At 37.5% G+C, this 23,578-nt stretch carries 23 protein-coding genes; 5 read left to right on the top strand and 18 right to left on the bottom strand.

What is annotated here, in order from left to right; translation table 11 throughout:
* Positions 1 to 5 precede the first annotated feature (5 nt).
* The 4 genes from pcrA to BN3107_RS03000 form a co-directional block, all read right to left on the bottom strand.
* Positions 6 to 2,246 (bottom strand): DNA helicase PcrA, encoded by a 2,241-nt coding sequence (gene pcrA, locus BN3107_RS02985; protein ID WP_058306157.1) that lies wholly within the window; start codon positions 2,244 to 2,246, stop codon positions 6 to 8.
* A gap of 15 nt (positions 2,247 to 2,261) precedes the next feature.
* Positions 2,262 to 2,942: a heptaprenylglyceryl phosphate synthase gene (gene pcrB, locus BN3107_RS02990; RefSeq protein ID WP_058306158.1), complete on the bottom strand. Its 681-nt coding sequence runs from the start codon at positions 2,940 to 2,942 to the stop codon at positions 2,262 to 2,264.
* A gap of 520 nt (positions 2,943 to 3,462) precedes the next feature.
* Positions 3,463 to 4,380, bottom strand: a complete 918-nt coding sequence (locus BN3107_RS02995) for a nuclease-related domain-containing protein (RefSeq protein WP_058306159.1) — start codon at positions 4,378 to 4,380, stop codon at positions 3,463 to 3,465.
* An 81-nt stretch (positions 4,381 to 4,461) separates the two neighbouring features.
* Positions 4,462 to 5,955, bottom strand: coding sequence for a nitrate/nitrite transporter (locus BN3107_RS03000; protein WP_058306160.1), 1,494 nt, complete (start codon positions 5,953 to 5,955; stop codon positions 4,462 to 4,464).
* A gap of 303 nt (positions 5,956 to 6,258) precedes the next feature.
* Here BN3107_RS03000 and ahpC point away from each other — a divergent pair, with 303 nt between their 5' ends.
* Together ahpC and ahpF are read left to right on the top strand one after the other, a co-directional pair.
* Positions 6,259 to 6,822 (top strand): alkyl hydroperoxide reductase subunit C, encoded by a 564-nt coding sequence (ahpC, locus tag BN3107_RS03005; RefSeq protein WP_058306161.1) that lies wholly within the window; start codon positions 6,259 to 6,261, stop codon positions 6,820 to 6,822.
* A 15-nt stretch (positions 6,823 to 6,837) separates the two neighbouring features.
* Positions 6,838 to 8,364 carry an alkyl hydroperoxide reductase subunit F gene (gene ahpF, locus BN3107_RS03010; RefSeq protein WP_058306162.1) on the top strand — a complete coding sequence of 509 codons (1,527 nt, stop codon included), beginning with the start codon at positions 6,838 to 6,840 and terminating at the stop codon, positions 8,362 to 8,364.
* A 250-nt stretch (positions 8,365 to 8,614) separates the two neighbouring features.
* Here the strand turns inward: ahpF and BN3107_RS03015 are convergent, their stop codons facing one another.
* The 6 genes from BN3107_RS03015 to modA all read right to left on the bottom strand — a co-directional run bounded on the left by BN3107_RS03015 (position 8,615) and on the right by modA (position 14,381).
* Positions 8,615 to 9,601: a Gfo/Idh/MocA family protein gene (locus BN3107_RS03015; RefSeq protein WP_058306163.1), complete on the bottom strand. Its 987-nt coding sequence runs from the start codon at positions 9,599 to 9,601 to the stop codon at positions 8,615 to 8,617.
* 72 nt (positions 9,602 to 9,673) lie between these two features.
* Positions 9,674 to 9,979, bottom strand: coding sequence for a YerC/YecD family TrpR-related protein (locus tag BN3107_RS03020; protein ID WP_058306164.1), 306 nt, complete (start codon positions 9,977 to 9,979; stop codon positions 9,674 to 9,676).
* A gap of 18 nt (positions 9,980 to 9,997) precedes the next feature.
* Positions 9,998 to 11,050: a DUF3048 domain-containing protein gene (locus BN3107_RS03025; RefSeq protein ID WP_058306165.1), complete on the bottom strand. Its 1,053-nt coding sequence runs from the start codon at positions 11,048 to 11,050 to the stop codon at positions 9,998 to 10,000.
* Positions 11,051 to 11,142: 92 nt separating this feature from the next.
* Complete coding sequence (locus tag BN3107_RS03030) at positions 11,143 to 12,885, bottom strand: adenine deaminase C-terminal domain-containing protein (RefSeq protein WP_058306166.1); 1,743 nt, start codon at positions 12,883 to 12,885, stop codon at positions 11,143 to 11,145.
* 94 nt (positions 12,886 to 12,979) lie between these two features.
* The gene (gene modB, locus BN3107_RS03035) at positions 12,980 to 13,630 is read right to left on the bottom strand and encodes a molybdate ABC transporter permease subunit (protein WP_058306167.1); all 651 of its coding nucleotides are present in this window, start codon (positions 13,628 to 13,630) and stop codon (positions 12,980 to 12,982) included.
* On the bottom strand, positions 13,605 to 14,381 hold the full coding sequence (gene modA / locus BN3107_RS03040; protein ID WP_058306168.1) for a molybdate ABC transporter substrate-binding protein: 777 nt from the start codon (positions 14,379 to 14,381) through the stop codon (positions 13,605 to 13,607). Before modA ends, modB begins: the two co-directional genes overlap by 26 nt.
* A 139-nt stretch (positions 14,382 to 14,520) precedes the next feature.
* Here modA and moaC point away from each other — a divergent pair, with 139 nt between their 5' ends.
* The 3 genes from moaC to BN3107_RS03055 all read left to right on the top strand — a co-directional run bounded on the left by moaC (position 14,521) and on the right by BN3107_RS03055 (position 16,203).
* Positions 14,521 to 15,006, top strand: a complete 486-nt coding sequence (moaC, locus tag BN3107_RS03045; protein WP_058306169.1) for a cyclic pyranopterin monophosphate synthase MoaC — start codon at positions 14,521 to 14,523, stop codon at positions 15,004 to 15,006.
* 101 nt (positions 15,007 to 15,107) lie between these two features.
* Positions 15,108 to 15,620 (top strand): RNA polymerase sigma factor, encoded by a 513-nt coding sequence (locus BN3107_RS03050; RefSeq protein WP_058306170.1) that lies wholly within the window; start codon positions 15,108 to 15,110, stop codon positions 15,618 to 15,620.
* The gene (locus tag BN3107_RS03055; RefSeq protein ID WP_058306171.1) at positions 15,607 to 16,203 is read left to right on the top strand and encodes a hypothetical protein; all 597 of its coding nucleotides are present in this window, start codon (positions 15,607 to 15,609) and stop codon (positions 16,201 to 16,203) included. Before BN3107_RS03050 ends, BN3107_RS03055 begins: the two co-directional genes overlap by 14 nt.
* 6 nt (positions 16,204 to 16,209) lie before the next feature.
* Here BN3107_RS03055 and BN3107_RS03060 read toward each other — a convergent pair whose 3' ends face one another.
* The 8 genes from BN3107_RS03060 to purH form a co-directional block, all read right to left on the bottom strand.
* Positions 16,210 to 16,785: a DUF6036 family nucleotidyltransferase gene (locus tag BN3107_RS03060; protein ID WP_058306172.1), complete on the bottom strand. Its 576-nt coding sequence runs from the start codon at positions 16,783 to 16,785 to the stop codon at positions 16,210 to 16,212.
* Entirely contained in the window at positions 16,772 to 17,005 is a 234-nt protein-coding gene (locus BN3107_RS03065; RefSeq protein WP_058306173.1) for a hypothetical protein, read from the bottom strand. The genes BN3107_RS03060 and BN3107_RS03065 overlap by 14 nt, the downstream gene beginning before the upstream one ends.
* A 60-nt stretch (positions 17,006 to 17,065) precedes the next feature.
* On the bottom strand, positions 17,066 to 17,575 hold the full coding sequence (locus BN3107_RS03070) for a MogA/MoaB family molybdenum cofactor biosynthesis protein (RefSeq protein ID WP_058306174.1): 510 nt from the start codon (positions 17,573 to 17,575) through the stop codon (positions 17,066 to 17,068).
* Between the two features lie 19 nt (positions 17,576 to 17,594).
* The gene (locus tag BN3107_RS03075) at positions 17,595 to 18,935 is read right to left on the bottom strand and encodes a DUF2252 domain-containing protein (RefSeq protein WP_231735242.1); all 1,341 of its coding nucleotides are present in this window, start codon (positions 18,933 to 18,935) and stop codon (positions 17,595 to 17,597) included.
* Positions 18,936 to 19,020: 85 nt separating this feature from the next.
* Entirely contained in the window at positions 19,021 to 19,869 is an 849-nt protein-coding gene (locus tag BN3107_RS03080) for a VOC family protein (RefSeq protein WP_058306175.1), read from the bottom strand.
* A 497-nt stretch (positions 19,870 to 20,366) separates the two neighbouring features.
* The gene (locus BN3107_RS19720) at positions 20,367 to 20,507 is read right to left on the bottom strand and encodes a hypothetical protein (protein WP_156416105.1); all 141 of its coding nucleotides are present in this window, start codon (positions 20,505 to 20,507) and stop codon (positions 20,367 to 20,369) included.
* A gap of 214 nt (positions 20,508 to 20,721) precedes the next feature.
* Positions 20,722 to 21,978 (bottom strand): phosphoribosylamine--glycine ligase, encoded by a 1,257-nt coding sequence (purD, locus tag BN3107_RS03085; protein ID WP_058306176.1) that lies wholly within the window; start codon positions 21,976 to 21,978, stop codon positions 20,722 to 20,724.
* 63 nt (positions 21,979 to 22,041) lie between these two features.
* A complete protein-coding gene (gene purH / locus BN3107_RS03090; protein ID WP_058306177.1) occupies positions 22,042 to 23,577 on the bottom strand; it encodes a bifunctional phosphoribosylaminoimidazolecarboxamide formyltransferase/IMP cyclohydrolase in 1,536 nt (511 codons plus the stop codon).
* Between the last annotated feature and the right edge of the window lies 1 nt (position 23,578).

Raw genomic sequence — 23,578 nt, forward strand, 5'->3', positions numbered from 1 at the left:
CCTTTTTACGCTTTCGTAATTGGGGCAAATTTAGCAAGAAGTCGTTTAATTCCTGTTGGTGCAGGAAAGGCAATATCCAATTCCATAGCATCACCTGATCCATTCACTTTCACTACTGTTCCTTGTCCCCACTTTTTGTGATTCGCTTTGTCACCGACTTGCCAAGCTTCTTTTTCACCACCAGTTGTCTTGTTTACTGTTTTTTGTGGTTTGCGTTTCGGTTTTGGTGTGTCAAAAGGTAAATCCTGATCTTGAATCGCTATTCTCTCTTGTTTGGAACCAAACATCGATTCATGGAGTTCTTCTTTTCCTTCTACTAAATCTTCCGGTATTTCGTCGATAAAGCGGCTAATTGGATTCATATTGGTTCGTCCAAACAATGTACGCATCTTCGCATGGGATACATGCAGGAGTTTCTCGGCTCTGGTTATCCCGACATAGGCGAGACGACGTTCTTCTTCCATTTGGTCATCGTCCATCATCGAACGACTATGTGGGAAGACACTTTCCTCCATACCAATTAAGAAGACAACAGGGAATTCCAAACCTTTTGCTGCATGTAACGTCATCATCGTTACTTTATCGTTCGCTGTCGGATCATCATCCATTCGATCAATGTCAGAGATTAAAGCTAAATCCGTTAAGAAGCTTACCAATGTTTTGTCTTCGTTTGTTTCTTCAAAATGTTTTGTTACTGTTTTAAATTCTTCGATGTTTTCTAAACGGGTCTGTGCTTCAATGCTTCGTTCATTTATTAACATTTCTTCATAACCGGTTTTCTCGATTACTTCCTCGACCATATCAGTAGCGGTGAGAAACTCTTGTTGTTGTGTCCAATTTTTGATCATTTGGCCGAACTGCATTAATGATTTCGCTGCTTTGGCACTAACCCCAACAAAATCAACCTCTTGCACAGCTGTATACATTGAAATATCATGTGCTGCCGCATAAGCCTGTAATTTATCTAGAGATGTTTTCCCGATGCCTCGTTTCGGTTCATTTACAACACGAGCAAAACTAATATCATCCTCTGGATTTACAATGAGGCGGAGGTATGCAAGCATGTCCTTGATTTCTTTTCGATCGTAGAACTTAGTACCACCAACCATCTGATAAGGAATATTTGCTTTCATAAATGTTTCCTCAATTGCACGGGATTGGGCATTGGTTCGATAAAGCACAGCAATATCATTATGTTTATAATTTTGTTGCATCACAAGTTCTTCGATACGATCCGCTACGAACAAGCCTTCTTCACGTTCGGTTGACGCCTGGAAATAACGGATTTTATTGCCATCGGTATTATCTGTCCAAAGATTTTTTGGTTTTCTGCCTGTATTGTTTTCAATTACTTGGTTTGCTGCTTGTAAAATCGATTTTGTCGAACGGTAGTTTTGCTCTAACATCACCACGCGGGCGGAAGGATAATCTTTTTCAAACGATAAGATATTGGTAATATCCGCACCACGCCATGCATAAATCGATTGATCCGAATCCCCGACAACACAGAGATTCTGAAATCGTGATGCCAATTGTTTAACTAGTTGATATTGCGCATGGTTGGTATCTTGATACTCATCCACATGAATATATTGAAAACGGCGCTGAAAATATTCTAATACCTCTGGCACCCTTTTGAAAAGGTGGATCGTCTGCATTATTAAGTCATCGAAATCTAATGACTGATTTTTTCGTAAACGTCTTTGGTATTCGGTAAAGACTTCGGATACTTGTCTACTGAAGAAGTCGTTCGCGCTTTCCGCAAATGTTTCAGGTGTAATCAATTCATTTTTAGCACCACTAATCATACCTAGGATTGCTCTTGGTTCGAATTTTTTCGCATCGATATTTTTATCTTTTACAATATTTTTAATAACCGTTAGTTGATCACCACTATCTAATATCGAAAAATTGCGACTATACCCAATCCGGTCAATGTCACGTCTTAATATGCGTACACACATTGAGTGAAACGTCGATACCCACATATCATTACCATAGGAGCCAACAAGATTGGCAATACGGTCTTTCATTTCACGAGCCGCTTTGTTTGTAAAAGTAATTGCTAAAACGTTTCGTGGTGATACATCTTTTTCATCTAATAAATAGGCAATTCGATGTGTTAATACACGTGTTTTTCCACTACCTGCACCTGCCATAATTAAGAGTGGTCCTTCTGTATGTTGAACTGCCTCTTGCTGTGGCTTATTTAATCCTTTTAATAAGTCGTGTTTCATCCGACTCATCCTAACACCGTCCTTTTACTTTGTTGCTTTCACTGTTTTTAGTGCTTCTTTTGGGCGATCATAGATAACATTGCCAACGACAATAATATCTGCATATTGACTCATTTCTGCGGCCTGTTCTTTCGATTCTATGCCACCACCATATATCAGCTTCGTCTGTTTTAGTTCCTGACTGATTTTTTTAGTAAGTGCTGGATCTCCATATGTACCACTGTATTCTAAGTAGAAAAAAGGTAGTCGGAATAAATGTTCCGCCATTCTCGCATAAGCTATTGCATCTTCTTCTGTCGGAAGTTTGCAATCGGCATGCTTGTAAACTTTTGATTGCTGATTCATAATACAATAGCCTTCAGCAAACATCTCATCCCAGTTAACGATATCACCATATTCACGAATCGCCTCATGCTGAACATCCATCATCCATTTTTTTTGCTTGCTGTTTAACACCATTGGTACAAAATAATAATCGAATCCCGGGGTAACCGATTCGATATTTGATATCTCGAGAATAACTGGCACCGTATGACGGCGAATTCTGCTTAATAATTGTAATACTCCATCAAGTGTGACATGATCTGTGCCACCAACAATAATGGCATCTGTTCCTGATTCACAAATTTTATCTATCATTTCTTCTGAGATCTCTTTTGCCGGATCTAACTTGAAGATATGTTTCCATTCGTCGATATTATACACAATCATAATCCTCCATTAATGACGATTCTATATCCATTATTTCATTATAGCAAAAATCTAGACATTTTTAGAATGATATCTTGTGGAAAGTAAAATATGATGCATTTATTGGCATAAATAGTTGCTGTGTTGTGCGATCGATGTGTTTATCGGACAAAATGAGGACTCCCAGGTTCTCCTTTTGGGTGATATATGCGTTTATCGGACAAAATGGGGGCTCCCAGGCACTCCTTTTGGGCGATATATACGTTTATCGGACAAAACGGGGGCTCCCGGGCACTCCTTTTGGGCGATATATACGTTTATCGGACAAAACGGGGTCTCTCGGGCATCTCTTTTGGGCGATATATGCGTTTATCGGACAAAACGGGGACTCTGGGCATCCCTTTTGGGTGATATATGCATTTATCGGACAAAACGGGGACTCCTGAGCACTCCTTTTGGGCGATATATATTTTCAGCGGATGAATCGCTGTTTTTTTTCTAATATAGCTTTATCTTACCATCTATTTAGCTTCTTTCACGTGTAATTGTTTTTTTTTACATAATATGCCCCCTTGTTTTTCCCTTTTTGTATATAATATTTGTTCAACACATAGCGAATTCGCTTTTCTGGCAAAGATAAATGAATCCAATGACTTACTCTGTCAGTTGTGATTCGTTGATCAGGAAAAAGAAAAGCAAACTCTTCAATTGCTCTTAGTACAGCTGAATGCAAGGCTTCGCGCATACCACAATAATGACAAATACAGGTTCGTCCTTCTACTGTTTCAAAGAACTTATGACATGATCGGCATGGTATACCTTTTTTCAACTGGTTATAATCATAAATGGGATATTGGATGTACGGAGATTTCTCTAAACGGATGGATTGAAGCTTTTCGGCTAAATGATGAAACGAAATATCTAATCTGGTGGGAGCTTGCTGTAATTTATGAAAGTATCGATTTAACTGTGAGGGTAATACTATTTTGGATGTGCGAGGAGCTTGAAGTAACGTGAATTCAGGGTTAACAAAAACGACTTTTGCTTGCACATGATTAAGAAATTCTAGATTTTTCAATAACTGTCGCAGCAAGGCTTCACTTCTTTTCAACTGTGTCAGAGGATCATCAACTTCTTGATTCGGTTCGATAAATAGTTTTTCGTTCTCATAATAGTAATTGCCTAGGAAATTTTTAACCTCATACATGTAAATAGTATTGTTCATAAGCAGGATGTTATCTACTTGAAAAAACCTATTGTTGTGGGAAAACCAGAGGTCTGTTAAGGAAAGATAGTCACAACTTAAGTTGTCGATATAAGCATCAAACAAAAGCTCACCTTCATATCCCTTTTTCAACTTGCGATACTTACTGTTTTCATCAGATGATAATCCTCTTCGAATACGGAGATATTCATACAGGATTAACTCATAAGGTTTCTTACGAGGGTGCATTGCTAACCTTCCTTTCTGTCTAAGTTATTTTACATTTTACAGTAAATAACATAAGAATACCAGACGTATTTTACGCCTGGCTTATTTGTCAATCTCACTAAATACACCAACATAATTGGTTACATTATCCCCAGCATCCTTTAATATGCTGATCGATAACCATTGAGTATAAATTTCTCCATCTTTTCGTTTATTTATAATTTTGCCTTGCCAAATCTCTTTTTCTCTTATTTGTCGCCACATTTCGTTATAAAACTCTTCACTTTGTTCTCCAGAGCTTAAAACATTAGGATTTTCACCTAGCACATCCTCTTCCAGATAACCGGTGATCTTCGCGAATGCTTTATTGACCTTCGTGATTTTTCCATTTTCATCTGTCACTAAAATTCCTTGTCCCGCATTATTCACAATGTAATTTGATAAGTTTAATTTATCCGTATAGTACATCCAAATTATAATGATCAAGCTGGCAAGCGCAAATTGAGACAATGCCATAAAACCAATCGCATAATGACCGTTAATATCGTGGACAATTGTTAATATTATCGGTGGGAAAAATCCACCTAAACCACCCATTGCCGCCACTATACCATTGACAATCCCTGCTTGTTTTGAGAAATATAATGGCACTAGTTTAAAAATTGTACCATTTCCAACTCCAGAAAAGATTGCTACCGACAGGCTTCCGATTGTATAAAGCAAAATGGTTGGTGAAAATGATAATAAAATTCCAGAAACAGTTAGCCCTGCAAAGACAATCATTAATACTTTGAATGGGTTGAATTTATCACCTAACCAGCCACCAACTGGTCTTAATAAGGTACACAAAGCAATGAATCCGGCTGTCCGTAAACCTGCATCTACTTCTGTTAGTTGAAACTCGGAAACTAGAAAATTTGGTAAATAAACGGTTAAAGCAACAAAAGATCCGAATGTAAGAAAATAAAAGAAACTGAGAAACCATAATTTATTGTTTTTATAGACACTCAATACTTGTTGTTTTAACGATGTGTCGACTTTCGGTTCGTTTCGATCGCCAAAAACAAAATTTAAAATCGCAAATAATAATAAGGGAATAACAAATACAAAGACAGCAATACGCCAACCATACATTCCTGCAATAATAGGAGCCCCAAAGGATGTCACCGCGGTTCCAATGTTACCTACACCATAAATCCCGTTGACGAAACCATGTTTTTCTCTTGGATAATATTTTGGTAGAGATGTTACCCCTACAGAAAAAATCGCTCCCCCAATACCTAAAAATAAACCTGCAACAATTAAATCTGTAAAACTGTTAGCTATCCCTAGATAACCTACAGGTAAAATCAAAAACAATAGACTTAAAATAAAAAGTCCGCGTGCCCCAAATCGATTCGTATAAAAGCCTAATGGAACTCGCAACACCGACCCTAATATAACCGGGATTGCAGTAATCAATGAAATCTGACCGGCTGTTAATATAATATCTTGTTTAATAAAACTCATTAATGATGAAAGTATCACCCAAACCATAAATCCAACAACTAAACTCAAAGTTTGTAATGGTAGCTGAAGGCCTTTTACATTCTTCATTTAAACACATCCTCTCTATATCTACATCTCGTTACTCATTATCATAGCTGCTTTTGCTCTCAAAATGTGTGATGTATTTCACACAAAGTCATTGAAAAGATTTTTTCTGGCTTGAATAATATCATCCGATTTCGATTAAAATGGTAGAATGGATTATTTTGTTACAATTATTTGAAGAATAGCCTTTAGCTTGACACTTCCACTACTATTTCATTTATAATTACAATTGTTGTGTAATAGATACTTTTTGTTTATAAGGAGTATCAATAAAATATAAAGAATTTATCAAGGAGGACAATCATTATGTCATTAATCGGAAAAGAAGTACTACCATTCCAGGCGGAGGCTTTTCGTCAAGGAGAATTTCTAGATGTTTCAGAAAACAATTTCAAAGGTAAATGGAGTATTGTTTGCTTTTATCCTGCAGACTTTACCTTCGTATGCCCAACAGAATTAGAAGATTTACAAAATCAATATGCAGAACTGCAAAAATTAGGTGTTGAGGTGTACTCTGTTTCCACTGATACACACTTTACGCATAAAGCTTGGCATGAAAGTTCAGATGCGATAGGAAAAATCGAGTATACAATGATTGGTGATCCGTCACACGTTATTTCTCAAAACTTTGATGTGTTACGTGAAGATGCAGGTCTTGCAGATCGCGGTACTTTCATCATTGATCCAGATGGTATTATTCAAGCAGCAGAAATCAATGCAGAAGGTATTGGTCGTGACGCGAGCCAGCTTATCAACAAAATCAAAGCCGCTCAATACGTACGTAACAATCCTGGTGAAGTTTGCCCAGCTAAATGGGAAGAAGGAAGCGACACATTAAAGCCTAGTATCGATCTAGTTGGTAAAATATAAGAAAGAAGGGTCTAAATGCTTGATCAAGAAATAAAATCACAACTACAAGAGTATTTGAAACTATTAGAGAATGATATCGTCATTAAGGCGAGTGTAGGTTCTGATGATGTTTCTAAAGAAGTAGACGAACTCGTAAATGAAATTACAAGCATGTCTGACAAAATTTCAATCGAACAAGGCTCTTTTGATCGCACACCAAGCTTTAGTATCAACCGTAAAGGTGAAGACTCTGGCGTAATATTCGCTGGTGTTCCGCTTGGACATGAATTCACATCCCTAGTGCTTGCACTCTTACAAGTAAGTGGTCGTGCACCTAAGGTCGATGAAGCTACCATTGAACAAATTAAAAAGTTAGAAGGGCCATTACATTTTGAAACATATGTAAGTCTTTCTTGTCAAAAATGCCCGGATGTCGTACAAGCATTAAACATTATGAGTGTCGTACATCCTGAGATCACACACACGATGGTAGAAGGATCTGCTTTCAAAGAGGAAGTAGAAAGTAAAGATGTAATGGCAGTGCCTTCTGTTTATTTAAATGGCGAGCAATTTGTCGATGGACGTCAAACACTTGAAAGTATTCTTGAAGAACTTGGAAGCAGTGTCGACATTTCTGAATTAAATGAGAAAGAGCCTTATGATGTATTAGTTGTCGGCGGTGGTCCAGCTGGAGCCAGTGCAGCCATTTATGCAGCACGTAAAGGTATTCGTACTGGCATCGTAGCAGAACGATTCGGCGGCCAGGTCCAAGATACACTTGGTATTGAGAACTTCATTACCACTAAATATACTGAAGGACCAAAGCTTGTTGCTAATTTAGAAGAGCATGTGAATGATTACGACGTAGATATCATGAACTCTATGCGTGCCAAATCATTAGAAAAAAAAGACTTTTTCGAATTAGAACTAGAAAATGGTGCCATGTTGAAAAGTAAGACACTTGTGCTATCAACAGGTGCTCGCTGGCGTAATATCGGCGTTCCTGGAGAAGCGGAATTCAAAAATAAAGGGGTAGCCTATTGTCCACACTGTGACGGCCCTATTTTTGAAGGTAAAGAGGTTGCCGTGATCGGTGGCGGTAACTCTGGCGTCGAAGCAGCGATTGACCTTGCCGGTATCGTTAAACATGTTACTGTATTGGAATTTTTACCAGAGTTGAAAGCAGACTCTGTACTGCAAGATCGTCTTCACAGTCTGCCGAATGTAACGGTTATTACAAATGCAAGAACTTCTGAGATTTATGGTTCAGACAAAGTTGAAGGACTTCGCTATGTAGACCGTGAATCAGAAGAAGAAATAGATATTGCTCTAGCAGGTGTATTCGTACAAATTGGTTTAGTGCCAAATACAGAGTGGCTTGAAGGAACACTTGAGCGAAACAAATTTGGTGAGATTATCGTTGATGAGCGCGGAACAACAAGCATCCCTGGTGTATTCGCAGCAGGTGACTGCACGAATAGCGCTTATAAACAAATCATCATTTCAATGGGATCAGGTGCCACAGCAGCATTAGGCGCATTTGATCACTTGATCCGAAATTAATTTAGTAATAAAAAGGTTGTCACTAGTATCGGTGACAACCTTTTTATTATGGACAAAATATACGATTTTGAAGTTTTTTGTCCGTAAGATCTATTATTATGGACAAAAAATCTAGTAATAACACAATTTTGTCCGCAAGATGTATTCTTACGGACAAAAACTAAAATTTTTCTCAAAACTGTCCATAAGATTCATTCTTATGGACAAAATCTTCTCATCAAGCCTATTTTTGTCCGTAAGAATTTACATATCACTTATGATCAGCTGGAAATTCTAGACCTATTTCAGCTCGTGCTTGATCCAATATCCGCATTGTTGCTAATGAATGCTCCCATGTATTAACATCATTTTCTGTTTTTCCGTTCTCTATAGTTTCAATAAACGATTTTGCTTCATAATACATCGTTTTTTCTTCCTGACCAGTATCTAAAACTTCTTCAGTGCCATCGTGATAAACGATTTTCACATCATTCATATCAGAAAACTTCCCAATAACAATAGATCCTTTTTCCCCTTGTATTTCAGATGGAAGAGAAGAATTCGTGATTTTCGAGAACATGGCTACACCATTTAAATCAGGATAGTCTACTGTAACCGTTCCTTCTCCATCCACACCAGATTCCAGCATATAAGCGGTGGCTTTTACACGGGTTGGTGCTCCAAATAAAGCTACCATCGGGTAAAGACAATAAACCCCAATATCCATTAGCGATCCATTCGATAATTCTGGTTTAAAAGCATTTAATACGATACCTTCTTTATATTTATCATAGCGTGAAGAGTATTGACAGAAGTTCGCTACATAACGACGAACAGGACCAATTTTATCAAGGCTATCTTTTATTAGCTTGAAGTTAGGAACATGTGTTGTTTTCATCGCTTCCATTAAGGTTACGTTATTTTTCTTAGCGGTTTGGATCATTTGCAAAACCTCTCGTTCATTTGAAGCAAAAGGTTTCTCAACAATCACATGTTTTCCGCCATTCATACAAGTAATCGCATGGTCACTATGCAGGGCAGTTGGTGATGCAATATAGACCGCATCGATTGAGTCGCTATTCGCGAAAGTTTCCACATCTGTAAATATTGTTTCTACTTGATATTTACTAGCAAATTCTTCAGCTTTCTCTTCTGTCCTTGAATAGACAGCATTTAATTCAAAATTTTCTAATTTACTTGCACCATCAATAAAACGATCTGTAATCCAATTTGTTCCGATAACTCCGAATTTAATCATCTGGGTACCTCCATCTTCACTGTTTTATACACTTCGAAAAAGAGTACCTTAAATAAGGCACTCTTGATTATTCTACTCCTGTTGTTCATCTTCCTTTAACCGGTCCAACACAATACGATAGCCATCATTACCATATGCTAAGCATCGCTTGACACGTGAAATCGTTGTGGTTGATGCACTCGACTCTTTGGCAATTGCCGTATAGGTTTGTCCTTCATCCAACATTTTGGCAACATGCAATCGTTGTGCAAGGGATTGAACTTCATTCATGGTTGCAATATCATCAAAAAAGCGATAGCATTCTTCGCGATTTTTTAGTGTTAACATAGCATCAAATAATTGATCTAATTGTTTGCCACGCAATTTATCGATTTGCATGGTATACACCTCTCCTTTTTATTCCGTTTCACTAGATAGTTGAACACCATCAATACCAGGGCTAGTAGGGATAACGTTTACCCATGTTTGACCTGAAACAAACGGAACAGGCTCTCCATCTTTCGTTGGGATTATTCTACCATCAATTCGCTCCCATTGCACGTGTTGCACTTTACCTTGCTGTAGTAATAAAGCATTCCCACCAGATTCCAAATCAATTTCACGACGACCGGCATCATCGATCACTTGGTGTGGCGTCTCCATAATTAAGACATTTTCAAGCATGATAGGTGTACTATCTGTCTTTTCTACTGTTTGTACTCCATCACTATATCGTTCGTAACTTTTCTTTTCTTGATCATAGACGTATCTTACCGAATAATTACTATAACTAAATTGCACATCTGTAGCAGTTTCCCCTTCTGATGCTTGATCTTCCTCGATAAAAGTAAGGGGCTGATACTCTGCTTCTAAAGGATACTCTTGTTCTTCTGCGCGCTGATAAATTCCATCAAATAATGCGTATGAGTTGTGAGGAGCAACGCGATCACTTGAACGTTCAAATAATACTTTGTCATTATCGTAATACATACCGTTCAAACCTTGTGCTGCACCGTTTTGGATCATATCTTCAATAAAGTTCGCTGCCCCATGATAGACATAAATAGCATTATAATCATCGGCTAAATTAAAATAATAGGGTCTTGCACTACGAACAGGTCCTACTCGTTCAGGAATGTCACTTTGAAAAATCGCCATTAATCTGGTAATGTTTCCTTCAGCTAAGATTTCAAAAACAGTATCTGCTTGCGAAAGACCTGTTTGTGGTCTAGCTTTTGGGTGATTATTTACCATCACAGCAATCATTCGGTCCGTTACTTTTTCTTCTGCTTCCATACCAGTTAACGGATAAATATGTTCTGGTGTCGATGGTTTTTCTGGCTCTTCAAGTTCTTCTTCTACCTCTTCCACTGGCTCTTCTTCAGGTTCAGGCTCTGTAGTTGTTTCATCATCAGAACAAGCAACTAAAGAAAAAAGTAAAATAAAAATAACGAATAATAACTTCTTCATCTGTCTGCCACCTTTTTCATTGTATGTAGAAATCAAAGATCGGCATACACTTCAATGCATGCCGATTTAACTATTATTAGTATAACAAAAATTTAACGCATAATCGCCGGAAATAAAATATCTTTTTTCTTCACATCGATAATTCCTAATGGTGTTATCCGGACGAAAGGTAAATGCATCGATGATAGAAACAACAAATTATATGGCGGATCTTGATACTGATAGCCATGATCAATCAAAATATCTTTCATTCGCTGATCTTCCACCATGAGATCCGGCATACTACCGTCATACATCATTCCAGCGATTGTTAGTGGCAATTCGAAAATGACCTCTCCTTCATGAACTAATACAATACCGCCACCCATTTCCTTCATTCTTGAAAAGGCAAGTAATAAATCAGATTTACTTTTGCCGATTAAAACAATATCTCCTGTGAGCGAATAGGAGCTAGCCAGTCCTCCAAGTGTTTTGGTAAACCCTTTGATAATCGTATTCACGCGCCAATCACCTTCGCGGTCTACTAACATCAAAAAAGATTCATCTGTAGAATTAATAATTTTTTCCGTATTCGCATCAATAGCAATCGGATATGGTTTCATAATGACGTCATTCACCATTTTCAGTCCGACAGGCATCGAAAATTGTAAATCACGTTCAGTTAACTGCCAGTCTAATTCAAGTTTACCTAATCCATATTTTTTCCAATCAATAGCCACGTCTTGATTCACTAATTTACCGTCTTTTTTGAGCCACTTTCCTTTTGCTAACACCGATTCAGGGGTGGCATTATCAGATGATGTCAATATATTTAAATGGGCAACACGTCCAGGGGCAATTCCGCCCAGCCTTTCCTCTAAATGAAATTGTTCCGCAGCATTATACGTCCCCATCATATAAGCTTCAATCTCCGGCACACCACTATCAATAGCGATTTGAATACACTGATTAATAATACCATTTTTATAAAAGGCAGGTGTCGAACCATCTGTTGTCATCGTTAAGAAATCATAAGAGTTTATCCCTAGCTCCTGTAACTCTACTAACAATTTCTCTAAATCTGGTCGAACCGAGGAATTACGCAAACCTACCCGGTAGCCCATTGAGATACGATTAAAGACTTCCTCTCCAGATAATGCTTCATGATCAGAGCTTACACCTAACAGTTTTAATTTTACTAAGGTTTTCTCTGAGGCACCTGGAAAATGTCCTTCAACAGGCTTTCTTAGTCGTTTTGCTTCTTGCATCCAGTATAAAATACGATCATCATCTCGTAATACTTGTGGCCATGCTGTTAACTCTCCACCTTGTACGACAGCCTCATGTTGTAACCATGCATGAACTTCTTCATCATTAAAAATTTCTTGTTCTTCATTTATTTCGGACTGTGAATCAAAACGCGCCCACCAATACATTGATACCGGTAATTTCATGAAATCTTCCAGTAATGTAAACGCTTTCTCTCTATTTGTTAAATAAAGCCATGGTAAGTTGTCATTCATCAATGTTGTTGTTCCTGTTTGTCCGGCATACATAGCTAGTTCATATGGGTTATAAAGTTGAAATGGATGTGCGTGTGGTTCGATATAACCTGGCACGATAAATTTCCCTGTGCAATCAACAACCTCAACATCCACAAGTGATTCAGGTAATCTGCTGCCCACATATACAATACGATCGTTATATATCCAAATATGTGCTTCCAACCATTTTCGCATAAAGACATTCAGATAATAAGCATTTTTTAATACCAAGGTTGGCTGCTCTTTCTCATCAATTACAGCTACTTGCTTACGAATTTCTTTGTTACGCCATCTATATAAATGATCATTCATTATAATCTCCTCATCTTCTTTTTCATTTCCTTTTATTTTATCACGTATTGATAGCGTTTGCATTGTGATTTATTTACAAAATTATGACTATTTTTTAGGCAGATTTACGTAAAAAAAGTAACATAATAAATGATACGACAATAATAGACAATACCCATGCCCACGCTAACGTCATTTTGTTGGATTCAAAGGCTACGTATATCGCCATCGGGATCGTTTGAGTCCGACCTGGAATATTACCAGCAAACATTAAAGTTGCCCCAAATTCTCCTAATGCTCGTGCAAAACTAAGAATTATCCCAGACAAAATAGACTTTTGGATGAGTGGAAGTGTAATAAAACGAAAGACCTTCCATTCGTTAGCACCATCTACTCTAGCGGCGTCTTCAATGTGTCGATCGACAAAGGATAGACCCGTTTTGACCGACTGATACATTAATGGAAAAGCAACAATTACTGCGGCAATTACTGCGGCCCAAATGGTAAACATCAGCGTTTGATTTAAAAGCAGATTTGTCATTTTACCTAATACCCCATTTTGACCAAATAGCATGATTAGGATAAAGCCAATCACAGTTGGTGGCAAAACAATCGGTAATAATAGTAATGTTTCGATCCAAACTTTCCCTTTGAATTGTTTCCTTGCCATTAAAAAGGCAACGGTAATCCCAATTGTAGAAACAATGATTAATGCAATAAGAGACACGGTTACAGATAATTTAATTGGTTGAAAAAATGCTTCCATCTATGTCACCATCTACTTCTAAAAATCCATATTGTTTAAATAGCTCGATCACTTCTTCAGTTTGTAAGAATTGATAAAAGGTTTTTGCTGCTTCTTTTTGTTGTGAGTTCTTTAAGATACCAACAGGATAGATGATGGGATCATATTCTCCTAGAGGTAACTCATGATTTATATTAACTTTGTCAGATATTTTTGCGTCAGTTTGATAAACAATTCCTGTATCCACATTTTCACTCTCTACATATTGGAGTACTTGTCTTACATCTTTAGTATATACTAATTTGCTTTCCAATTTAGTGAAAATCCCTGAGTCTGTAAAAGCTTCTTTTGCATACTGCCCAGCAGGCACTGTTTCCGGTGTCCCGATTGCAAGCTTATTGATCTGTTCAATTGATTTAAGAGGTGATGTATCTTTTGCTTGAATCCAGACCAGTTTGTTCATCATTAAAGGCTCGATAAATTCTTCATCCATCAATCCTTCTTGTCTTACCTGTTCAAATTTATCAATAGAGGCAGACAAAAACACATCCACGGGAGCTCCCTGAATTATTTGCTGACTCAATGATCCTGATCCTCCCAAGTTAACGGAAACTTGGATCGATGGGTGTTCTTGTTCAAATAAATCGATCACTTCTTCTAAAACATCTATAAGTGAAGCTGCTGCAGATATAGTTATTTCCTGCTCTTCTGATTGGCAGCCTGTTAGTAGAAGACCGACTAACAATATCGATACTATACGACGTTTGATCATGTTCTAAAACCTTTCTATGCTTGTATTTTACTATTATAACATGTTAACTTAGTGCTCTAATATTAGAAAGTAAGAAACCTTCACGGCTGGATGTACTTTTTAATTGTAGTATAATGAGGGAAAAAAGGTTGTGATATATATGACAGATTTTTCACATATCAATGAACAAGGCAGAGCGAAAATGGTCGATATTACCGAGAAAAAAGTGACAAGTAGAACGGCTATTGCTCACTCTAGCATATTTGTAAACAAAGAAATCTATAAGAAAATAATAGATCAAACAATTGGTAAAGGCGATGTCCTATCTGTTGCACAAGTAGCTGGAATTATGGCAGCTAAGCAAACATCAACGATTATCCCAATGTGTCATCCGTTGCCGCTGAGTGGCGTAGATATTCAGTTTGATTGGGTACAGGATGAGGATACATATGAATTGGTTATAACTATTGAAGCAAAGACCAAGGGAAGTACTGGTGTTGAAATGGAGGCATTAACGGCTGCTTCTGTTACAGCATTAACGGTCTATGACATGTGTAAAGCCGTCGACAAAGGAATGGTTATTGGTCAAACTTATTTAGTAGAGAAGACAGGTGGAAAAAGCGGTGTATATAGAAGAGAGGAATGAATCACTCAAAAATAATTGAGTGATTTTTTTTATTTGTGTGTAACTTTTGGAAAAGTGATCCGTTGTTAGATTAGATAAAAAATAGAAAGGAATGGGGGAACTTGCAAATCAACCGTATACATGACTGGTATGACAAGTACCATCATGATATTTATAATTATATTTTTTATATGCTTGGCGACCATGAGCAGGCAAAAGACTTAATGCAAGATACCTTCGTTCGTGCTTATCACAGCTTTGATTCCTTCCACGGTGGCGAAGAAAAGGCTTGGCTCGTTCGTATTGCAAGAAATATCACCATTGATTATATCCGCAAACAAAAGCCTATTGCTTATATGTTTGATTGGTCAAAACCGCTACTTGCAAATGTGAAAACACCAGAACAAATTTCCATTCTCAATGAAAGAGAAAAAGAATTATACCAAGCACTCCAAAAACTGAAGAATTCCTATCGTGAAGTTATTATACTACGAAAAATAAAGGAGCTTTCGATAAAGGAAACAGCTGTTATCTTAGATTGGTCCGAAAATAAAGTGAAGGTTCAGCTTTTTCGTGCCCTCAAGGCATTGAAAAAAGAATTGCAAAAAGGAGGATTTATGCATGAGCAATTTTGATAGGGAGTGGAAATCACTCAGTCAGAAGGTCAAATTATCCAAGCACGAAAGCGAGGAAATGAAGAGACTTCTTTCTCAGAAAATCCAAGAACCGCCTCGATCACGTAAATTTATTTTTAAACCTTTAGTAAGCATAGTAGCAGTAGCTTGTATTATTACTATTTTACTACTTAGTAATGGCAACACTGAAAGAATCACCCCCTTGAGCGACACGACCGAAGAACAAGTAGAAGATGACATAATGGTAGTGATTACGAATAACGCTACATTTGATTTTTTAGGCGTAAATCTAGTGATACATCAACCTTTTCAACGAATAACAGGTCCTACATCAGTAAATGCTGATTCATCATTTATTGATAAAGGAGATTCATTGTATATTGAGTTAATAGAGAGAGAAGATTTTGATTCACAAGAAAAGACTTCACTAGAAGCGGTAATTATTATGGAAAACAATGATCGCGTTACTATCGAACCAAAAGTTCCGATCACCGTTGAGAAGGGAAGAGAATACCATTTTGAGATAGTTGGAAACTCCGTTGAAGAAGCACAATTTAAAAGGTTGGACGGTATAGAGCAATAATTACTTTTATTGCTCTTTCTCTAACCATTCTTCAATAATCGACCAAATTTTTACTGCTTTCGCCTGGCTTTCGAAATAGTTATAATCAATATTTTCTTTATGAATCAGATACATACGGTATGCCCATTCATAGTCTTCATCTTCTTTTGGATAAGTGGTTGAAAAAGCAATTGCTTCTAGCCGATGAATAATAATATCCTCCACACCAATAACGTAGAGTTTTTTGTTATTCGGAAGCTCTAACTCTGTAACAAGGTCTTCGTTTCCCTCAAGAAAATTAGATGGTACTTCTATTGCAATTTCGAGCTCTGTATTATACCATTCACGTTCCACTCTAATGAAATCTAACTCGCTTAACAATTGATCAAATTGTGCCCAACCATCACTGACAAAATCAATATCATGTGTTTGATAGTCATTTCGAGTGTATATTTCAACCGCTAATCCACCCACAATAATCGGGTGAATATTCTTATTTTTCATATATTCTGTTATCATAGAGGCGAATTCTAATTGCCGTTCAAACTTAGGTAGTGTTTTTAATTTAGGAAAGGTTTCTTTTATTTTTTCAGCGGTAATCATAATACATTTTCCTTTTCGATATTCGCTTTATTTTGCCTTCTGCTTCCGCTTTTTTCCATCTAGCTACCGCAATTTTATCAAGAGCTTCTCGTTCCCCAAGTGTTCTTGTTCTTGATCTTTTTCGTCTCTTAGGTGGCAAGGATTTGAAAATCGTTTCATTTGCAGACTTACGATTTTCTTTAATGATAAGATCAATTTCTTCTAATTTCTTTTTTCTCATCTTCACTGCCACCTTTCTTTTTCTATTATAGACATTATGGTTTTGATTAAAACAATGAATCTATAAGTCTTTGTTGATTTCTCTCATTACATGACCAAGCTCTGGAATAATTAGTCTTTCCATTGCTAATTTTACAGCACCTGATGAGCCTGGTGTAGCAAAAATAGCTTTATCCTGGATGACACCTGCTGTTGCTCGTGAAAGAATTGCAGCCGAACCGATATCCTCTTGATAGCTCAACAAGCGGAACACTTCTCCAAAGCCTGGCATTTGTTTATCCAACAAGCGCTCGACTACTTCAATGGTGACATCTCTTTTCGCAATTCCAGTTCCACCATTTATTAAAATCGCGTCAATGTTTGATTGGGTAATCCCGTCCTCTATTGCTAATTTAATTTCCTTCTGTTCATCTTTTACAATTTGGTGTGCAACTACTTGATGATTATTTCGCTCTAAATAGTTACACATTAATTGGCCACTTTTATCTGTCTCTTTTGTCCGGGTATCACTCACGGTAATTATTTTACATCTTACAGAGTTTGGTGCTTCTGCTTTGTGTGCGTCTGACATCTATCTATATGCTCCTTTTTTAATTATTTTTGTAAAAATAGGTTTCTAACCAATCCAGAAATAACTCATAATCTTTTTCTACTTGTTTCTTATAAAAACGTGACCATAGGACAAGCTCATGAATAAAAGCATCTTTATTTTCTTTAATCCTGTTATGAATCTCCTCTTCACTATGATAGTCTAATAAATCTGCTTGAATATCTTGATCAGCTCTAGCATGAATTTTTGCTGCGATTTTCCCCATATTCTTCACTGATTGTTTGATTGGTTTTAACTCGTTTAAATGCTTGAGCGATATATCTTTATCATAAGCACATCGTTCCCTTACATAAAATTCACGCTTTCCGATCGTGAAGTAACCTAGATAAGCATCTGCTTGATGATGCATCGCTTTTTGGGTGGCGACTACTCGTTCTCCTTGATGTGGATACTTGCTCCAAAATAGTTCGTTATAAGGGAGAAAATATGCTGGTACTGCTGGACGTGCTTCTTTTACCTCTAATATAACGTCATCGTGATCATCGTTATGAACTCCTTCGATTAACACATAATATCTTTTTAAACCTGTTGATGCGACGCCTGATCCTGTTTTCTTAACAATGTCTTTTATTTGATAATGTTGCTCATTTTTATATAAATCAGTTGGTAATGATGCTAAATATTTATGCCAATTATCGATTATTTCTTTATATTCTTTTGCTGTAACTTCTTCTAATTTTTCCTTATCTCGATTAAACTCTCTTCCCCCTTGTTCATTAAGAATCGTTTGTTTATGCAATTCGTGTGTCTGTTTGCGCTCTTCGAGTTTTTCCAATGTCTTTTTGATAGGTCCTTTGGTGTTTTCTAGCGTAAAATGAAGTTGAGTGGGATCCTCTTCACGTTTCGCAAACTTTTTGATTTGTTTACTATATGCTTTTAGAAAGGATATGACTAATTCATCTTGCTCTGTCACACCTTGTTGTTCTGCTAACAAACGAATACTAACAATCATTCTTAAAATATCGTATAAATAGGAACCCAGGTATCCTTCATCAAAATCGTCTACATCAAAAACAAGGTTGCCCTCTTCATCTTGAAAACTACTAAAATTATCAAAATGCATGTCACCCATAATCCATGTCGCTTTTTCTTCGTTCGCATGGAAGCTAAACGGGATGTTGCTGACATCATAATAAAATAAATAAGCACCACCTCTATAGAAACTATAGACATCTTGTTTCATTTTATGATATTTTTTACGACGATCTTTCTTCGACAATTTCATTACACGATTGTCTAATTGCTCTAGAATAGTGTGCAATGCTTGTTTTCGCAAAATCCGTTTCGTTTCATATACTTTTGATTGCATATTTCGTACCAACGAGATCACTCCTATGATGATAGTAATTCCATTTTATCATACAAAAAAAGAACCACCTACCTATATATGGTAAGCAGTTCTTGTTTTAAATGGATAAAACTATTTTGTTCCCTGACGGATCTTTAATAGTCGCTTGTTTCTGTTGTTGTTCCACATGTACTCCAATTGCTGTTAAGTTGGATAAGGTATTATTTAATACTTCTTTACTTGGATAGGTAAGTGTAAAAGAGACAAGTCCTGCACTATTTTCAGATGGTGATGGTGCACCAACACCATTCCATGTGTTTAGTCCAATATGATGATGATACTTACCTGTTGAGATAAATAACGCTTGATCACCAAATTGACAAACAGTTTCAAATCCTAATCCCTCTTCATAGAAAAATTTTGTTTTAGCTATAGCTGCTACATGTAAATGAATATGACCCATTACGGTTTGAGCAGGTAAACCTTGCCATGCGCCTTGCTGACCTTCTTTTAATAGATCCTCAAAATCTAACGGGTCTACCGCCATCACAACCTGATCATTTTGCCATGTCCATGTGTTAGGATCTTTATCAATATAAACTTCAATTCCATTTCCATCAGGATCATTGAAATATAATGCTTCACTGACAAGGTGGTCTGATGAGCCTAATCTGACATTGTTTTTGATACAATGGAATACAAAATTTGCAAGATCTGAACGATTAGGCAATAGAATAGCGAAGTGGTATAGTCCTGTAGTTCTTGCTTGTTTTGGTTCTGCGTTTTTTGGTTGTTGTAATGATAAAATACTTGTTCTGCCGTCTGCTGTTAATATTGCTTGTGAGTCTGTTTTCTCTAATATATCAAATCCTACAATTTGTTGATAAAATTGAATGGACCTATTTAAATCTTGCACATTTATTTTTACATGACTTACATACGTATTCGGTTTTTGATGAAATTTCATAAGAGTCCTCCTGTTATTCAACTTACTTTATGTAAGTAATTATACTTTTGTAAGGGTTGAATGTCAAAACTGTTGATTTAAATTGATATTTCTCTCCCAAGAAATTTAATTATGTGATTTATCCTTCTAATAATTAGCTAGAGTTATGCTTTTTTTCTAGCATTTCCGATTGCTCTTTTTGCAGATCGGTTGCTCCTTCTTGCATTCTAAGCGCCTTTTTGCAGATCGACTACTCCTTCTTGCAAATCTACTGCTCCTTCTTGCATTTCAAGCGCCCTTCTTGCAGATCAGCTGCTCCTTCTTGCATTTTAAGCGCGCTTCTTGCAAATCCACTGCTCCTTCTTGCATTTCAGAGCGCCCTTCTTGCAGATCAGCTGCTCCTTCTTGCATTTCAAGCGCGCTTCTTGCAAATCCACTGCTCCTTCTTGCATTTTAAGTGCGCTTCTTGCAGATCAGCTGCTCCTTCTTGCATTTTAAGCGCGCTTCTTGCAAATCGACTACTCCTTCTTGCATTTCAGAGCGCCCTTCTTGCAGATCAGCTGCTCCTTCTTGCATTTCAAGTGCGCTTTTTGCAAATCGACTACTCCTTCTTGCATTTCAGAGCGCCCTTCTTGCAGATCAGCTGCTCCTTCTTGCATTTCAAGCGCCCTTCTTGCAAATCCACTGCTCCTTCTTGCATTTTAAGCGCCCTTCTTGCAGATCCACTGCTCCTTCTTGCATTTCAGAGCGCCCTTCTTGCAGATCAGCTACTCCTTCTTGCATTTTAAGTGCGCTTCTTGCAAATCGACTGCTCCTTCTTGCATTTAAAAAGCACCACAGTTTTCATCAACTGTGGTGCTTAAATCAAAAGTATTATTTTGAAAACCCAATATCCTTGCGATAGAAAAAATCATCAGAACTATCAAAACGTGAGAGGTAATTATAAATTTCGGTCTGTGCTTTTTCTGGACTATTTTGCAGTGAGCCAACGAGAAGGACTCTGCCTCCAGTGGAGTGAAAGCTACCATCTTCGGATTGACCTGTTCCTGCATGAATCACGTAAACATCAGAATTGGCAGTATCTAAATCTGGAAGCTTCACATTTTTCGAATAAGATCCTGGATAACCTTTGGATGCGACAACTGTACCTATCGCATATCCATCTTTCCAACTTAATTGTGGATCCTTTCCAGCTGTTACATCCTCAATTACTTGGATTAAATCATTTTCTAGTAACGGAAGCACTACCTGTGTTTCCGGATCACCGAATCGGGCATTAAATTCGATTACTTTCGGTCCTTCTCTTGTTTCGATTAACCCACCATATAAAACGCCAGTATATTTACGACCTTCTTGCTTCATCCCTTTTGCAACTGGCTTTAAGATTTTTTCAACTGTGAACTCGACATGACTTGGATCAAGATCCGCAACAGGAGAAAAAGCACCCATTCCCCCAGTGTTTGGTCCCTCGTCATGATCATACGCGCGCTTATGATCACGTGCTGATACCATTGGATAGACGTTCTCTCCATCTACAAACGCAAAAAGGGAGAATTCTTTACCTTCTAGATACTCTTCAATCACAACTCGGCTTCCGGCATCACCAAACTTATTATCAATTAACATATTTTCTACTGCATCTAATGCCTCATGATCTGTCATGGCAACGACCACACCTTTACCTGCCGCAAGTCCGTCTGCTTTGACAACGATTGGTGCGCCTTCTTGTTTTATGTATGATTTTGCTTTTTCTACATCTGTAAATGTCTGATACTTTGCTGTTGGAATATCATATTGTTGCATAAATGCTTTCGCAAAATCTTTACTGCCTTCGATAATTGCTGCATCTTTTGTTGGACCGAATACTTTTAAATTCTGATTACGGAAAGCATCAACGACACCTTTTGTTAAAGGGACTTCTGGACCAACAATTGTCCAATCGATTTGCTGTTCTAAGGCAAAAGTTACTAATTCATCGATGGCATCGTCTTTTATCGGTACACAGGTAGCTTCTTCTGCAATACCACCATTACCTGGCGCTGCGAAGATTTCTGTGACGCGTTCGCTTTCCTTTAATTTTTTGACAATGATATGCTCACGTCCGCCACCGCCGATTACTAATACTTTCATGGGAGAGCCTCCTTATATTTCGAATATAGGAAAGGATTCTCAACTTGTTGAGAATCCTCCGCTTTAATGCTTAAAGTGACGCATTTTTGTTAATACCATCGCAATTCCGTGTTTGTTACATTCATCAATTGAATCCTGATCACGTTTGGATCCACCTGGTTGAATGATCGCTTTAATTCCTGCTTTTGCTGCATTTTCAACGGTATCTGGCATTGGGAAGAAGGCGTCTGATGCCATCACGGCACCTTGAGCTTTTTCGCCTGCTTGTTCAAAGGCAATCGCAGCAGCACCGACACGATTCATTTGTCCAGCACCAACACCTAATGTTTGATCACTTTTGGCAACTACAATTGCATTTGATTTCACATGTTTTACGACTTTCCACGCGAACAGTAATTCGTCGATTTCTTTTGCATCTGGTTTACGATCTGTTACCACTTCAAGATCATTTGCTAAAATTTTTCCATTATCACGATCTTGCACTAGTAGCCCACCGATCACACTGACTACTTTTTTAGTATCTGTTTCATTGATTTCCATCGGTGTTTCTAGTAAACGAATGTTTTTCTTTACCGTTAGGATCTCAATTGCTTTTTCGGAAAAGCTTGGCGCAATCACAATTTCTAAGAAAATATCTTTTAATTGATCGGCAGTTGCTTCATCTACCTCACGGTTAAGTGCAACAATACCACCGAAAATCGAGACAGGATCTGCCTGGTATGCTTTTTGATAAGCCTCTGAAATCGTCTCACCAATTCCAACTCCACATGGGTTCATATGTTTTACCGCAACAGCTGCAGGCTGCTCACCAAATTCTAATACCACTTCTAAAGCAGCATTGGCATCTTGAATATTGTTATACGATAATTCCTTGCCATGTAATTGTTTGGCATTGGCAATCGATGCACCTTTGACATTTCCTTCTTTATAGAAAGCTGCTTTTTGATGTGGGTTCTCCCCATATCTTAGGGATTGAACCTTTTCAAACGTTTGGGTAACTGTTTCAGGGTCTTCCTCATCTGTAATATCGACAAAATAATTCGCGATCATTGCATCATAGTTTGCCGTATGACGGAATACTTTTGCGGCTAATGTCTTGCGGAATTCCGCTGTGCCACCGTTGTCTCCTAGGTTGTCAAGCACAGCATCATAGTCCGTTGGATCGACTACTACTGTTACATCACGGAAGTTTTTAGATGCTGCTCGCAACATCGTTGGTCCACCAATATCAATGTTTTCAATTGCATCTTCTTCTGTCACATCAGGGTTTGCAATCGTTTCTTTAAATGGATAAAGGTTAACGACTACGACATCAATTGGTGCAATATCACGTTCAGCTAGTTGTTTCACATGTGATTCTTCATCACGACGTGCTAGCAATCCTGCATGAATATAAGGATGCAACGTTTTTACGCGGCCATCTAAAATTTCTTCAAAACCTGTAATTTCTGAAACAGCTTTTGCTGGTAAGTCTGCTTCTTTTAAAGCTTTTAATGTTCCACCTGTTGATATTAATTCATAACCTAATTTATCTAATCCTTTAGCAAAAGGAACTAAATTACTTTTGTCTGATACACTTAATAGAGCACGTTTTTTCAAC

The sequence above is a fragment of the Gracilibacillus massiliensis genome, assembly GCF_001458115.1.
Lineage (GTDB): Bacteria > Bacillota > Bacilli > Bacillales > Amphibacillaceae > Gracilibacillus > Gracilibacillus massiliensis.

Coding starts and splice junctions, on each gene's coding strand:
- pcrA (WP_058306157.1), bottom strand. CDS start 2,246: ATGAGTCGGATGAAACACGACTTATTAAAAGGATTAAATAAGCCACAG.
- BN3107_RS02995 (WP_058306159.1), bottom strand. CDS start 4,380: ATGCACCCTCGTAAGAAACCTTATGAGTTAATCCTGTATGAATATCTC.
- BN3107_RS03000 (WP_058306160.1), bottom strand. CDS start 5,955: ATGAAGAATGTAAAAGGCCTTCAGCTACCATTACAAACTTTGAGTTTA.
- ahpC (WP_058306161.1), top strand. CDS start 6,259: ATGTCATTAATCGGAAAAGAAGTACTACCATTCCAGGCGGAGGCTTTT.
- ahpF (WP_058306162.1), top strand. CDS start 6,838: ATGCTTGATCAAGAAATAAAATCACAACTACAAGAGTATTTGAAACTA.
- BN3107_RS03015 (WP_058306163.1), bottom strand. CDS start 9,601: ATGATTAAATTCGGAGTTATCGGAACAAATTGGATTACAGATCGTTTT.
- BN3107_RS03020 (WP_058306164.1), bottom strand. CDS start 9,979: ATGCAAATCGATAAATTGCGTGGCAAACAATTAGATCAATTATTTGAT.
- BN3107_RS03025 (WP_058306165.1), bottom strand. CDS start 11,050: ATGAAGAAGTTATTATTCGTTATTTTTATTTTACTTTTTTCTTTAGTT.
- BN3107_RS03030 (WP_058306166.1), bottom strand. CDS start 12,885: ATGAATGATCATTTATATAGATGGCGTAACAAAGAAATTCGTAAGCAA.
- modB (WP_058306167.1), bottom strand. CDS start 13,630: ATGGAAGCATTTTTTCAACCAATTAAATTATCTGTAACCGTGTCTCTT.
- modA (WP_058306168.1), bottom strand. CDS start 14,381: ATGATCAAACGTCGTATAGTATCGATATTGTTAGTCGGTCTTCTACTA.
- moaC (WP_058306169.1), top strand. CDS start 14,521: ATGACAGATTTTTCACATATCAATGAACAAGGCAGAGCGAAAATGGTC.
- BN3107_RS03055 (WP_058306171.1), top strand. CDS start 15,607: ATGAGCAATTTTGATAGGGAGTGGAAATCACTCAGTCAGAAGGTCAAA.
- BN3107_RS03060 (WP_058306172.1), bottom strand. CDS start 16,785: ATGATTACCGCTGAAAAAATAAAAGAAACCTTTCCTAAATTAAAAACA.
- BN3107_RS03065 (WP_058306173.1), bottom strand. CDS start 17,005: ATGAGAAAAAAGAAATTAGAAGAAATTGATCTTATCATTAAAGAAAAT.
- BN3107_RS03070 (WP_058306174.1), bottom strand. CDS start 17,575: ATGTCAGACGCACACAAAGCAGAAGCACCAAACTCTGTAAGATGTAAA.
- BN3107_RS03080 (WP_058306175.1), bottom strand. CDS start 19,869: ATGAAATTTCATCAAAAACCGAATACGTATGTAAGTCATGTAAAAATA.
- BN3107_RS19720 (WP_156416105.1), bottom strand. CDS start 20,507: ATGCAAGAAGGAGCAGCTGATCTGCAAGAAGGGCGCTCTGAAATGCAA.
- purD (WP_058306176.1), bottom strand. CDS start 21,978: ATGAAAGTATTAGTAATCGGCGGTGGCGGACGTGAGCATATCATTGTC.